Raw genomic sequence first — 13,514 nt, 5'->3', positions numbered from 1 at the left:
TGCTTGGTGGCGCGCTCGGTCAACCGACAAGGCTGGCAAGCGCTGCTTCGATATCAGCGGGCGAATTGACGGCGATGCCAGTCACGGCCTTGTCGATGCGCTTGGCAAGCCCGGTCAGCACCTTGCCGGCACCGATTTCATAGAGCGTTGTCACATCGTTAGCGGCAAACCACTGAACCGTCTCGCGCCAACGAACCTGGCCGGTGACCTGCTCGACCAAGAGCGCGGCAATCTCGCCGGCATCGGTGACGGGAGCAGCACGGACATTGGCGATAACAGGCACGACGGGATCGGACATCTTGACGTTGGCGAGCGCTTCGCGCATCGCGTCTGCGGCCGGTGCCATCAGGCTGGAATGGAAGGGTGCGGAGACCGCCAGCAGGATGGCCCGCTTGGCGCCCTTTTCGGTTGCCAGTGCTGCCGCCTTCTCGACAGCGACTTTCTCGCCCGAGATAACGATCTGGCCGCCGCCATTGTCATTGGCGATCTGGCAGGCGCCGAGCGCCGATGCTTCCTCGCAGACGGCAACGACGTCTGCCTGCTCGAGCCCGATGATAGCCGCCATCGCGCCGGTGCCGACGGGGACAGCTGCCTGCATGGCGTTGCCGCGAATGCGCAGAAGACGGGCGGTGTCGGCGAGCGTGAAGGTGCCGGCAGCACAGAGCGCCGCGTATTCGCCGAGCGAATGGCCTGCGACATAGCCCACCTTGCCCTTGAGATCGAGGCCGCGGGCTTGCAGAACCCGGAAAGCTGCCATCGATACGGCCATCAACGCTGGCTGGGCATTGGCCGTCAGCGTCAGCTTGTCTTCGGGGCCGTTGAATATCGTCTCGGAAAGCGCCTCGCCGAGGGCGTCATCGACTTCAGCAAAGACGGCGCGGGCTTCGGGAAACTGCTCGGCCAGATCCTTGCCCATGCCGACGGCCTGGCTTCCCTGACCCGGGAATGTGAAAGCAACAGTCATTGTTTGGCGTCCTCGTTTGGCTTTCCAATCGGCATTCTTGTCCCCGGAGTCAAGAGCGCAGGCCTGACGGCACCGGGCTTTTGCGAATGCTAAGGCTCACGAATTTTTCTTGCACTTGCGAGAATTAGACCTAAATTCCCGCCGTCCTCCCGGACATGCATCCCCGCCAGATCCAAGGTTTTCCCATGAAATATCAGAATTTAGGCCGCACAGGCATTTCGATTTCGCAAATCTGCCTTGGCACCATGACCTGGGGCACGCAGAACAGCGAAGCCGAGGCCCATGAGCAGATGGATTTCGCCGTCGAGAAGGGCATCAACTTCTTCGATACAGCCGAAATGTACCCCGTTACCCCGCTGTCGGCCGAGACGCAGGGCCGCACCGAAGAGCATATCGGCACGTGGTTCGAAAAGACCGGCAAGCGCAAGGATATCGTACTCGCCACCAAGGTTGCCGGAAACGGACGTTCCTATCTGCGCGGAGGCCAGGGCGCCGACGCCGCCAATATCCGCCTGGCGCTCGAGGCCAGCCTGAAGCGCCTGAAAACCGACTATATAGACCTGTACCAGATCCACTGGCCTAACCGTGGCCATTTCCACTTCCGCCAGAGCTGGAACTACAACCCCTTCACCCAGGACCGCGCCGCTGTCGTTGCCAACATCGAGGACATCCTCGAGACGCTTGGCGAATGCGTCAAGGAAGGCAAGATCCGCGCAATCGGGCTTTCCAATGAGACCAGCTGGGGTACGCAGAAATATCTTACGCTGGCCGAACAGAAGGGCCTGCCGCGCGTCGCCAGCATCCAGAACGAGTACAGCCTCCTCTACCGCCATTTCGATCTCGACCTTGCCGAACTGTCGCATCACGAGGATGTCGGGCTGCTGGCCTACTCGCCGCTCGCAGCTGGCCTGCTCACCGGCAAATATGTCGGCGGGGCCAAGCCAGAGGGATCCCGCGCGGCCATCAACGGCGATCTCGGCGGCCGCCTGCAGCCGCTCCAGGAGCCGGCCGTAAATGCCTATCTCGAAATCGCCCGCAAGCACGGCCTCGATCCGTCTGCGATGGCGATTTCCTTCTGCCTCACCCGTCCGTTCATGGCAGCGGCCATTATCGGTGCGACAACCATGGAGCAGCTGAAGATCAACATCGGCGCCGGCGACCTGACGCTGTCGTCCGAGGTTCTGGCCGAGATCAATGCCGTCCATCGCCAGTATCCGATGCCGATTTGAGGGATTTGTTGCGCGGGCGGCTTGCCTCCATCTTCTCCCCGCCGGGGAGAAGATGCCCGCCAGGGCAGATGAGGGGGACGCCCGGGATAGGGTGCATCGCGTGAGCAACAACCTCCCCCTCATCCGATCCCTTCGGGGCCACCTTCTCCCTCGGCGGGGGGAAGGAGACACAGCTACTTCACCATATTCCTTCCCCTCTCCCTTGCCTTTCGCCGAGAATCCCGTATAAGCCGCCGTGTTCGCAAACCCGGTCATCTGGCTGGTGGCTGAACGGAGGGCCGGTTTCCTTGGAAATCGTTCGGAACGGAAGCGTTCCAGCCTCCCGTGTCTCCGCTCTCGACCGTCTCGGATTAACGCTTTCTTGCTGGGGTAACCCCTTACAGGAGCAGTCGTTGAGGCTTAGCCGCCGATACCGGGTTTCACAAACGCAAGAAAGGCAAAGCTCATCATGGCTCTTTACGAACATGTATTCCTTGCCCGACAGGACGTTTCCGCGCAGCAGGTTGATGCCCTCGTAGAACAGTACAAGGGTGTCATCGAAGCTAACGGTGGCAAAGTCGGGCGTATCGAGAACTGGGGCCTCAAGTCCCTGACTTATCGCATCAACAAGAACCGCAAGGCTCACTACGCCCTGATGGACATCGACGCTCCTCCTGCCGCCGTGCAGGAAATGGAACGCCAGATGCGCATCTCGGAAGACGTCCTGCGCTACATGACGATTGCCGTCGAAAAGCACGAGGAAGGCCCGTCTGCCATGATGCAGAAGCGCGACCGTGACGATCGTCCGCGTCGTGATGGCGACCGTCCGGACCGTGGTGGCTTCGGCGACCGTGGTCCTCGCCCGGATCGTGGTGATCGCGAAGACCGTCCGCGCCGTCCGCGCGAAGACCGCGTTTAAGGAGATCTGAATATGTCTGAAGCTTCCTCCTCTTCGCAGGTCCGTCGTCCGTTCCACCGTCGTCGCAAGACCTGCCCGTTCTCCGGCGCCAACGCACCGCGGATCGACTACAAGGACGTTCGCCTTCTGCAGCGCTACATTTCCGAGCGCGGCAAGATCGTTCCTTCGCGTATCACGGCCGTTTCCCAGAAGAAGCAGCGCGAACTGGCCCAGGCCATCAAGCGCGCCCGTTTCCTCGGCCTGCTGCCTTACGTCGTCGCTTAATCGCGGCTGACTGATCGAGACCTGAGGGAAGGCAGCGATGCCTTCCCTTCTTCCTTCCACGGTGGGCGTGGATCGAAACCGTTTGAAACCCATGTTGGGGCTGCGCTGCTGAGATTTTATTCAGGGCGAACCTCTAACTGCTTGAACAAGCAGGACAGCGACTTGAAGACCTTGAATTCCAGACTGCTTTTGACCGGCGTGCTCGCCGGCATTACCGCGACCCTGCTTGTGCTGGGTGCGAATGCGCAGCCGTCTTTCAGTGCCGTCCTCTATGCCGCCTCCGCCCTCCCCATTCTGATCGCGGGCCTCGGCTGGGGAAATATTGCCGCCATCGTCTCGATCGTCACCGCCTTCGTGCTCGGCGCGGTCGCCATATCGCCATCGTTTGCCTTCGTCATGGCGCTGGTGACGCTGGTTCCGGCCGGCTGGATCAGCCATCTGGCGAACCTGGCGCGGCCGGCAGATGAAATCGGCGGACCGGACCACCTGATGGCCTGGTATCCACTGTCGGACATGGTGGTACAGCTCTGCGGGCTCGTCACCATCGGCGTCATCGCCGTCGGCGTGATGATCGGCTACGGACCCGAGCTCACCGACAAGATGGTCGATGCGCTGATGACTGCGCTTTCGACCCAGGAGCCTTCGTTCCAGCCGGACCCGGATGCCACCGCCCAGACCAAATCGCTGATCGTCCTGATGCTGCCGGCCCTGCAGGCCGCCATCTGGGTCATCATGCTGTTTGCCGCCTACTACATTGCCACCCGGATCGTCACCGCCTCGGGCCGCAATTTCCGGCCGCGCGAGGATGTGCCTTCGGCGCTCAGGATGAACCGCAATGCGATCTTCATCTTTCTAGCCGGCCTGGTTGCCTGTTTTGCGGGCGGGATTCTTGCCATGGTCGGCGCAACCGTATTCGGAGCATTCGGCGCCGGCTTTGTGCTCGCAGGCTTCTCGACGCTCCACTTCAAGACCCGCGGCAAGGACTGGCAACTGCCGGTCCTTATCCTCTGCTATCTGGCGGCCACCATGGTGCTGCCAATCTTCTTCATCCTCGTTCTAGGCTTGTCCGATACCCGCAAGGCTATCGCACTGACCCCGAACAAGGATGCGAATGCCTCGAACAAACCCGATCCAAAAACCTGACATTGAAAGGATACCACGATGCAAGTCATTCTTCTCGAACGCGTTCCCAAGCTCGGCCAGATGGGCGAGACCGTAAAAGTCCGCGACGGCTTCGCCCGTAACTACCTGCTGCCGCTCGGCAAGGCACTTCGCGCCAACGCTGCCAACAAGACCCGTTTCGAAGCCGAGCGTTCGACGCTCGAAGCCCGTAACCTGGAGCGCAAGAGCGAAGCCCAGAAGGTTGCCGACGTTCTCGAAGGCAAGTCCTTCAACGTCGTCCGCTCTGCAGGCGAAACCGGCCAGCTCTACGGCTCGGTCGCTGCCCGCGACGTCGTCGACATCCTTGCTGCCGAAGGCTTCAACATCGGCCGCAGCCAGGTCGAACTGAACACACCGATCAAGACCATCGGCCTGCACAGCGTTACGCTGGCCCTGCATGGCGAAGTCGAAATCGCCATCGAACTGAACGTTGCCCGTTCAATCGAAGAAGCCGAACGCCAGAAGCAGGGTGAAACCCTCACTTCGGCCGACGCCATCTACGGCGTTGACGAAAATGCCCTGCGTCCAGAAGACTTCTTCGACCCGGATGCCGACGGCAACCGCGACGACGAATAGTCACCGCTTTCGCTTCACGGCGGCGTTTGAGCCCGGATCTCGCGATCCGGGCTTTTTGCGTTTTGTGGCCTCAGGCCTAATTCGCGTCCGGCCTGGATGCCTTGTCGATGGAGACGACGACGGAGAGGCCGGGGGCTAGATTGGCGGCTTCCGGCTGGCCGGGGTCGATCGTCACGCGGACGCCCACGCGCTGGGCTACCTTGGTGAAATTACCGGTGGCGTTGTCGGGCTTGATCACCGCGAACTCGGAGCCGGCAGCTGGCGAGAAACTCTGGATGTGACCATTCAGCCGGCGGTGGCCGAAGGCGTCGACGGAAATCGCCACGGGCTGGCCGACCTGCATGCCATCGAGCTGCGTTTCCTTGAAATTGGCGATGACCCAGGTGTCTTCGGGCACGAGCGCCAGCAATTGTGTGCCTGCCGTCACGTATTGGCCCAACCGGACGCCGATTTCACCTAGCCTGCCCGACCTCGGCGCCATGATTGTGGCATTCTGCAGATCGATGGACGCCTGCTGCATCGCAGCCTCTGCGCCGGCAACGCCTGCCTCAAGCGACGCGCGGTTGACGATGATCGTCGTCAGGTTCTGCCGCGAGACCTCGACGGCTGCCAGCGCCTGGTTGACCGCAGCCTTTGCCTGGTCGAGCGTCGCCTGGGCGGTCTCGGCGTCGCTGGTCGTCGACACGCCTTTCTGGACAAGCGTCTCGACGCGCTCCCAGGCGAGCTGCGCACGTGTCAGCCCCGCCTGCACGCTATCGACTGCCGCCCGGCTCGAGGCGATCTCGGCGCGGGCCACCAGTTCCTGCTGGCGGGAATTGGCGAGTGCCGCCTTCTGGCCGTCGCGGTTGGCGCTCGCCTGGGCGAGTTTCTGCTGGTAGATGCGATCGTCGATCCTGGCCAGCACCTCACCCTGCTTGACGCTCTCGTAGTCCTTGACGCGAACGTCGGTGACGTAGCCGCTGACCTGCGGGCTAATGACCGTTACGTAACCTTTGACATAGGCATCGTCCGTAGTTGCCACCGAGGTCCTGAAGGGTGGCAGGTGCCAAGCGTAGAGAACCAGCATGATACCGCCGATGCCGGCAAGGACGGCAACCACTTCGATAGGAGATCGGACAAGCCTGGACATGGTGCAGCGTTCCTTAGGTCGCGGATGCGATGGTCGGCGCATCCGCCGGTTTTGTGCGGATGAAGGCGATCAGCCGATTTGCGATCAATACGACAAATGCCATGACTGCAATCACCCCGGCCACGAAGAAAGCATCACCGAAGGCAAGGCTGTAGGCCTCGCGCGTGACCTGGGCGCCAAGCAGCGTGAGCCCCTCGCCGTTCAACAGGCGCGAATCGGTGATGACCTTGCCGTAGGAGGCCGAAAGCTGCGCCGCCCGCTGGGCAACGATCGGATCGGTAAGAAGAACGTGCTCGACCAGAACGCTCGAGTGGAATTTCTCGCGGATGGTAATCAGCGTGCCATAGAAGGCAGTCCCCATGAGCGAGCCGATGCTCTGGGTAAAAAGAAAGATGACAAAGAAGGTCACCAGATAGAACGGCCCCTTGGAAAGCGCGGCGCGGAATCCGGGCGATAGTGCCGGCGGCAGGAAGAGCGTGATGCCGGCCGACATCAGCGCCTGGCTTAGATACATCTGCTCGGGACGCGTCAGACTTGTCACCTGGCTGTCCATGAAGGCGGCTGCGATCATCATCGGCAACGCGATCATCTGGATCTGCCAAGTGTAGCCGACATTCATCAGGGCCGCGCAGGTCAGTCCGCCTACGAGCGAAAACACCAGGATGATGGTGTAGAGCATCTGCAGCTGATCGTAGAGCAGACCGATATTCTGGTAGTAGATCAGCAGGATCGAGTTCTGCTCGGCCGCGATCATGCGGAAGACGAGCAGCACGATGGTCAGGCGCACGTTCGGCCACGTCAGAAGCCAGCGGATATCGATGAGCGGCGTCGTTCGGTCGAGATCGATGACCACCGCCACCACCAGCGTCGCGATGCTGACGGCGAGGACAACGCCGAGCCATGGCACCTCCAGCCACCAGTAGAGCCGGCCGACGGATAAAACGACGGCGAGACAGCCGAAGCCGATAGCGACCAGAAGGTAGACGACGATATCGCCGAAGTTGATAATCTTGACCCGCGGCGGGGCGGTCAGCGGCAGCAGATAGATGATCGGCATCACTAAAAGCGCGAGCCCCATTTCCAGCGTGTAGAGACCTCGCCACTCACCGAAATCAAGGAGCGTCGGCGACACCAGCCGCGTGATCGGTGCTGCCAGCGTCGTGTTCATCATCGCCAGGCTGAGGCCCACGGTCAGTTTTTTTGCCGGTGGGAAAGCTTCGAGCATGTAGAGAAAGCCCAGCGTCGACAATGGCGCCGCGGCGATGCCGCTGAGAAAGCGGACGATGATTGCCGATTGCAGGTCCGAGACGAAGAGATTGAGCAGCGAGGCGACGACGAAGCCGATGATGCTGATCTCGGCGAAGTTGCGCACACCGTACTGCATGCGGATCTTGACCAGGAAAATCGCCAAGCTGACATTCGGCGCCATGTAGGCGGCCGAAAGCCAGGCGGATTCGGTTGTCGTCGCGGCAATGCTGCCCTGGATCTGGGTGAGGTTGGCAAGCGCGAGGTTCATCCCCAGCCCCTGCGTCAGGAAGAACATCACTGAGGACAGCATGTAGCAGAGTGCCTTCCATCCCGGCATCGCCGGTGGATCGGCTGCTGCTGGCGACGCTGCCGGATTGCTGGCAGCACCAGCTGCTGTGTCTCCGCCGGTGGCGTCAGCGGCGCTCAAGCTACCTCGTCTTTGCCGATGTTCGGCAGGTTTGCAGCCATTGTGCGGATCACCTTAAGCGCAGTCGCCCGATCCGCATCGGATATGCCCTCGAGGATATCGGCGCGGACCCGCGCTGCCAGCGCGTCGATCTCGATGGCGATGACCTTTCCGGCCTCGGTGGTGTGGATCTGCTTGGCGCGACGGTCGGTCTCGACGGCGCGACGCTCGATAAACTTCTGGCCTTCCATGGCGTCGAGAATGCGCACCAGGGTCGGCGTTTCGAGCTCCAGAAGCTCGGCCAGCTCGCGCTGGTTGATACCGTCCTTCTTGGCCAGTGCAAAAAACACGCGGGCGCGGGCAAGCGTCATGCCGCGCTTGCGAACGAGAGCATCGAACCCCGCCCGCAACTTCCTGTTGAAAGCAGAAAGCTCATCGAAGAATTCACGGCTCGTCGCTTTGTCGGGCATGTTTCACGCTTTGTCTTGCTCTGAGGGCTGTCAGATTACCGGCTTCTATCATCTTTTCAAGCGACGGCTGTGTCGCGTTCGAAGACAGACAAAAGTCAAACAGTCTAATTTGCCCTCCGGCACGGGTGAGTCGGGCCCTCCATGCGGAGCAAGCGGCAAATACAAAGATTGCACGCTTTTTTGTGGCCCTGTGGACAACGGGCATAGGACGGACGAATCACCCATGCCGGGTGCATTATCGGCCGAACGGCCTTGACGCCCAAGGCCGCAGGGTCGAACACCACCGCGAAGTGAAGGTAGGAGATCGAGATGGATGTGATGAACGACGCAGGTCGCAAGAGCGCAGCACTTGCTCCCGCCGAACAACATTACCGTGAAGCCCCGAACAACATCGAGGCGGAGCAGGCGCTGCTGGGCGCAATTCTCGTCAACAACGACGCCTATTACCGCGTCTCGGACTTCCTGAAGCCCGTGCATCTCTACGAGCCGCTGCATCGCAGGATTTTCGAGGTTGCCGGCGACATTATCCGCATGGGCAAGATCGCCAACCCGGTGACCATCAAGACCTTCCTGAAGGCCGACGAGAAGGTCGGCGACATGACGGTGGCGCAGTATCTTGCGCGCCTTGCCGCCGAGGCCGTGTCGATCATCAATGCCGAAGACTACGGTCGTGCCATCTACGACCTCGCCCTGCGTCGCGCGCTGATCACCATTGGCGAGGACGTCGTCAACATCGCCTATGACGCACCGCTGGATATGCCGCCGCAAAGCCAGATCGAGGACACCGAGCGCCGGCTGTTCGAACTCGCTGAAAACGGTCGCTACGACGGCGGCTTCCAGGCCTTCAACGATGCCGTCGCCATGGCAATCGACATGGCTGCCGTCGCCAAGGAGCGAGATGGCGGGCTTTCGGGCATCTCCACCGGCATCCATTCGCTCGACAGCAAGATGGGCGGACTGCAGCGCTCGGACTTGATCGTGCTGGCCGGACGTCCGGGCATGGGCAAGACGTCGCTCGCCACCAACATCGCCTATAACATCGCCGCCGCCTACGAGGGCGAAGTGCAGGCAGACGGCTCGACCAAGGCGAAGAACGGCGGCGTCGTCGGTTTTTATTCGCTGGAAATGTCGTCCGAACAGCTGGCGACCCGCATCATCTCTGAGCAGACGGAAGTGTCCTCGTCGAAAATCCGACGTGGCGACATCAACGATGCCGATTTCGAAAAGCTGGTCGCCTGCTCGATGATGATGCAGAAGGTGCCTTTGTTCATCGACCAGACAGGTGGTATCTCGATTGCCCAGCTCGCCGCCCGCGCCCGCCGCCTGAAGCGCCAACGGGGCCTCGACGTGCTGGTCATCGACTATATCCAGCTGATGACCGGCTCGGGCAAATCGGGTGAGAACCGCGTGCAGGAAGTGACCCAGATCACTACCGGCCTGAAGGCGCTCGGCAAGGAACTGAACGTGCCGATCATCGCCCTGTCGCAGCTGTCGCGTCAGGTGGAAAACCGCGACGACAAGCGGCCGCAGCTCTCCGACCTTCGCGAGTCGGGCTCGATCGAGCAGGACGCCGACGTCGTGCTGTTCGTCTATCGCGAGGAATATTACGTCAAGAACCAGGAGCCCCGCGATCCGGCCGACCCTAAATACAATGAATGGGAACAGCTGTTCGAGAAGGTCAAGGGCACCGCCGACGTTATCATCTCGAAGCAGCGCCATGGACCGACCGGCACCGTGAAGCTCGCCTTCCAGGCCGAGTTCACGCGCTTCGCAGATCTCGCGGATTCGTCGTTCACGCCGTACGAAGAGCATTGACGCCAGGCGATGCGGGATTGGCAGCGGGGGCTGTCTTCATTTCAACCTGAATCGGCTCTATCATGGTCGCGGACATTTCTCTCCGGCCAATTCTATTGAGGTTTCATGACCGACCTTTCCGAAGACTTCGACGACGAACTCGATGCCTTTGACGCCGCCGGCCTGCGGCTGACGGTCGATCTGGGGGCATTGGTCGCCAACTGGCAGGACATGGCCCGGCGATCCGGTCGCGCCCGTACCGCCGCTGTCGTCAAGGCAGATGCCTATGGCCTCGGCATCGAGGAGGTCGGCGAAACCCTTTACATCGCCGGAGCCCGCGATTTTTTCGTCGCAACAGTCGAGGAAGGCGTGACGCTGCGGCTCTATGCGCCAGATGCCCGCATCTTCGTGCTTGCCGGAATCTGGCCGGGCATGCAGCGGCTGTTTTTCGAAAACGATCTGGTTCCAATCATATCATCCGAGGAGCAACTGGCTTTCTGGATGGCAGTTGTGTCCGACTATGGCGAATATCCTTGCGCATTGCAGGTCGATACCGGCTTCAACCGGCTAGGCCTGACGGTCCCGGAAGCGATGGCGCTCGCCGACGACGTGTCCCGTCCCGCCAGCTTTTCACCGGTGCTGGTGATCAGCCACCTTGCCTGCGGCGACGATCCAGCCTCGCCGATGAACCGGCAGCAGCTCGATTCATTTCGTGAGGTTAGCCGCGCCTTCGAAGGTATCGAATCGAGCCTGTCGGCCTCGGCCGGCATTTTTCTTGGCCCGGAATACCATTTCGACCTGACCCGTCCCGGTATCGCGCTCTATGGCGGCGAAGCGGTACCAGGCGTTGCCAATCCGATGCGCCCGGTCGCCACAGCAGAGGCCCGGGTGCTGCAGGTGCGGCAAGTCAAGGCCGGCGAAGCCGTCAGCTACGGCCGCGCCATGCAGTTGACGCGCGACAGCACATTGGCGGTTGTATGCGCCGGCTATGCGGACGGCTACATGCGTAGCCAGTCCAGCGGCGGCGTGCCGTTGCGCCAGACAGGGATTGCCGCCGGCCATGGCTTCATCGCCGGCCATCGCGTGCCCGTCGCCGGCCGTATCACCATGGACCTGACGATATTCGACATCACCGACCTGCCGGACGGGCTCGTTCGGGCCGGCGACTACGTGGAACTGTTCGGCAGCAATGTCCTCGTCGACGATGCTGCCCGCGCCGCCGGCACGATCGGCTACGAAATGCTCACCAGCATGGGCCTCCGCCACCAGCGGCGGTATCTGGTCGAGGAGTAGCATTCCAAGGGGGGCTGCGGTATAAAAGCAGAACATTGGGAGATGGCTATGGCGACCATTCGACTGGACTCGAGAGAGCAGGCCTTCGTTGACGAGCAGGTCGAGACCGGCGCCTATCAGGATGCAGACGCTGTATTGCGCGAAGCACTCGCGCTCCTGCGCAAACGTGACGAGAAAGTTGCGAGATTGCGGGGGCTGATCCAAGAGGGCATCGATGACATCGAAAATGGTCGCGTCTACGAGTACGAGACGGCTGAAGAATTTTTGAAAGATATCCAGCAAATGGCCGCGTCCCAGCAATCCACGCCGGAGACTGACCATTAAGCGACGCCGGCTTATCTGGTCCGGAACTGCCCGGGCCGATCTCATGAGCCAATATCGCTATATCGCGGAGAGCAGCTCTGCCGCAGCAGACAAATTCATTCTCGACATTGAGCGGAAGGCGCAGTCATTTGCGAGGCTTGGCCTGACCGGTATCGCCCGCGACCATCTTAGACCCGGCCTCCGCAGCTTTTCCTATCGACAAAGAGTGTTTTACTTCGTTGTCAGTGATATTGCGCTCCGGGTGGTGCGCGTGATTCATGCACACGAGGACACATCACCAGAAGATTTTACCGAAAGCATTGCCTGATGGCCAAGGCCAGAACTCAATTCATCTGCCAGAACTGCGGCACCATCCACAATCGCTGGGCCGGAAAATGCGAATCCTGTGGCGCCTGGAACACCATCGTCGAGGAAGACCCGATGGGCGGCATCGGCTCCGGCCCTGGCCGCGTGCCGAAGAAGGGCAGAGCGGTGACGCTGGTTGCTCTCTCGGGCGAAATCGAGGAAGCACCGCGGATCTACACCGGCATTTCCGAACTCGACCGGGCGACGGGCGGCGGTTTCGTGCGTGGCTCGGCAGTGCTGGTCGGCGGCGATCCGGGCATCGGCAAATCGACACTGCTGATGCAGGCCGCGGCTGCCCTTGCACGCCGGGGCCACAAGATCGTCTATGTGTCGGGCGAAGAGGCGGTGGCGCAGATCCGGCTGCGGGCGCAACGGCTCAAGGCCGCCGATACCGACGTGATGCTGGCGGCCGAGACAAATGTCGAGGATATCCTGGCGACGCTCGCCGAGGGCAAGCGACCGGATCTGGTCATCATCGATTCCATCCAGACGCTCTGGAGCGAACTTGCCGAATCGGCGCCCGGCACCGTCACCCAGGTTCGCACCGGCGTGCAGGCGATGATCCGCTTTGCCAAGCAGACGGGCTCCGCCATGGTGCTGGTCGGCCATGTCACCAAGGACGGCCAGATCGCCGGGCCAAGGGTCGTCGAGCACATGGTCGATGCGGTGCTCTACTTCGAAGGAGACCGTGGCCATCACTACCGTATCCTGCGCACCGTCAAGAACCGCTTCGGACCGACGGACGAGATCGGCGTTTTCGAGATGTCCGATATCGGGCTTCGCGAAGTCGCCAATCCGTCAGAGCTTTTTCTGGGCGAGCGCAATTCCAAATCGCCCGGTGCTGCCGTCTTTGCCGGCATGGAGGGAACGCGGCCGATCCTGGTCGAGGTGCAGGCGCTGGTGGCGCCAACGTCGCTCGGAACGGCACGGCGCGCAGTCGTCGGCTGGGATTCGTCGCGGCTATCGATGATCCTCGCGGTGCTCGAGGCCCACTGCGGCGTGCGGCTTGGCAGCCACGATGTCTACCTGAACATCGCCGGCGGCTACCGGATTTCGGAACCAGCGGCCGACCTTGCGGTGGCCTCTGCACTGGTTTCATCCCTTGCCGGTATTGCCCTTCCGGCCGATTGCGTCTATTTCGGCGAAGTCAGTCTTTCTGGCGCCGTCCGGCCCGTGGGCCATACAGCACAGCGCCTGAAGGAAGCCGAGAAGCTGGGCTTTGCGCAAGCATTGCTGCCATCAGGCTCGGCCGAACTGCCGAAAGGCAGCGGCGGCCGCTGGAACGAGATCGACAGCTTGACCGACATGGTGGTCAGGGTCGCCGGATCGAAGGGCGCACTGCGGCCGACGGAAGACGAGGACTGAACCTCTTCGCCATGGCGACGAGGTACGACGCATTCAGGCAGACGATAG

14 protein-coding genes are annotated in these 13,514 nt (G+C 61.5%); 10 read left to right on the top strand and 4 right to left on the bottom strand.

The window, feature by feature from the left end; genetic code table 11:
* Window positions 1-19: 19 nt before the first annotated feature.
* Complete coding sequence (gene fabD / locus PR017_RS04275) at window positions 20-964, bottom strand: ACP S-malonyltransferase (protein ID WP_111220448.1); 945 nt, start codon at window positions 962-964, stop codon at window positions 20-22.
* A 185-nt stretch (window positions 965-1,149) separates the two neighbouring features.
* Between fabD and PR017_RS04270 the strand changes: the two genes are divergently transcribed.
* The 5 genes from PR017_RS04270 (at window position 1,150) to rplI (ending at window position 5,092) form a co-directional block, all read left to right on the top strand.
* Complete coding sequence (locus tag PR017_RS04270) at window positions 1,150-2,193, top strand: aldo/keto reductase (RefSeq protein WP_111220792.1); 1,044 nt, start codon at window positions 1,150-1,152, stop codon at window positions 2,191-2,193.
* A 448-nt stretch (window positions 2,194-2,641) separates the two neighbouring features.
* A complete protein-coding gene (gene rpsF / locus PR017_RS04265) occupies window positions 2,642-3,091 on the top strand; it encodes a 30S ribosomal protein S6 (RefSeq protein WP_111158624.1) in 450 nt (149 codons plus the stop codon).
* A gap of 12 nt (window positions 3,092-3,103) precedes the next feature.
* On the top strand, window positions 3,104-3,355 hold the full coding sequence (gene rpsR / locus PR017_RS04260; protein WP_111220447.1) for a 30S ribosomal protein S18: 252 nt from the start codon (window positions 3,104-3,106) through the stop codon (window positions 3,353-3,355).
* A 162-nt stretch (window positions 3,356-3,517) separates the two neighbouring features.
* Window positions 3,518-4,498, top strand: a complete 981-nt coding sequence (locus PR017_RS04255; protein WP_111220791.1) for a DUF2232 domain-containing protein — start codon at window positions 3,518-3,520, stop codon at window positions 4,496-4,498.
* Between the two features lie 18 nt (window positions 4,499-4,516).
* Window positions 4,517-5,092, top strand: coding sequence for a 50S ribosomal protein L9 (gene rplI / locus PR017_RS04250; RefSeq protein WP_111220446.1), 576 nt, complete (start codon window positions 4,517-4,519; stop codon window positions 5,090-5,092).
* 76 nt (window positions 5,093-5,168) lie between these two features.
* On the opposite strand, the gene PR017_RS04245 is transcribed toward rplI, so the two are convergent.
* From PR017_RS04245 to PR017_RS04235, 3 genes are all read right to left on the bottom strand, one after another.
* On the bottom strand, window positions 5,169-6,221 hold the full coding sequence (locus PR017_RS04245) for an HlyD family secretion protein (RefSeq protein ID WP_111220445.1): 1,053 nt from the start codon (window positions 6,219-6,221) through the stop codon (window positions 5,169-5,171).
* A 13-nt stretch (window positions 6,222-6,234) separates the two neighbouring features.
* Window positions 6,235-7,806, bottom strand: coding sequence for an MFS transporter (locus PR017_RS04240; RefSeq protein WP_111220790.1), 1,572 nt, complete (start codon window positions 7,804-7,806; stop codon window positions 6,235-6,237).
* An 86-nt stretch (window positions 7,807-7,892) separates the two neighbouring features.
* Window positions 7,893-8,345, bottom strand: a complete 453-nt coding sequence (locus PR017_RS04235) for a MarR family winged helix-turn-helix transcriptional regulator (RefSeq protein WP_111220444.1) — start codon at window positions 8,343-8,345, stop codon at window positions 7,893-7,895.
* 318 nt (window positions 8,346-8,663) lie between these two features.
* Here PR017_RS04235 and PR017_RS04230 point away from each other — a divergent pair, with 318 nt between their 5' ends.
* The 5 genes from PR017_RS04230 to radA all read left to right on the top strand — a co-directional run bounded on the left by PR017_RS04230 (window position 8,664) and on the right by radA (window position 13,466).
* A complete protein-coding gene (locus PR017_RS04230; RefSeq protein ID WP_111220789.1) occupies window positions 8,664-10,160 on the top strand; it encodes a replicative DNA helicase in 1,497 nt (498 codons plus the stop codon).
* Between the two features lie 105 nt (window positions 10,161-10,265).
* Window positions 10,266-11,432 carry an alanine racemase gene (gene alr, locus PR017_RS04225; protein ID WP_111220443.1) on the top strand — a complete coding sequence of 389 codons (1,167 nt, stop codon included), beginning with the start codon at window positions 10,266-10,268 and terminating at the stop codon, window positions 11,430-11,432.
* A gap of 48 nt (window positions 11,433-11,480) precedes the next feature.
* The gene (locus PR017_RS04220) at window positions 11,481-11,756 is read left to right on the top strand and encodes a type II toxin-antitoxin system ParD family antitoxin (RefSeq protein WP_111220442.1); all 276 of its coding nucleotides are present in this window, start codon (window positions 11,481-11,483) and stop codon (window positions 11,754-11,756) included.
* Window positions 11,704-12,063, top strand: a complete 360-nt coding sequence (locus PR017_RS04215) for a type II toxin-antitoxin system RelE/ParE family toxin (protein WP_341798951.1) — start codon at window positions 11,704-11,706, stop codon at window positions 12,061-12,063. The genes PR017_RS04220 and PR017_RS04215 overlap by 53 nt, the downstream gene beginning before the upstream one ends.
* Window positions 12,063-13,466, top strand: a complete 1,404-nt coding sequence (gene radA, locus PR017_RS04210; protein WP_111220440.1) for a DNA repair protein RadA — start codon at window positions 12,063-12,065, stop codon at window positions 13,464-13,466. Before PR017_RS04215 ends, radA begins: the two co-directional genes overlap by 1 nt.
* The last annotated feature ends 48 nt before the right edge of the window (window positions 13,467-13,514 follow it).

The sequence above is a fragment of the Rhizobium tumorigenes genome (assembly GCF_003240565.2).
Taxonomy (GTDB): Bacteria; Pseudomonadota; Alphaproteobacteria; order Rhizobiales; family Rhizobiaceae; genus Rhizobium; species Rhizobium tumorigenes.
The sequence above is the reverse complement of the archived record's forward strand: the minus strand, read 5'-3'. Positions and strand labels throughout refer to the sequence as shown.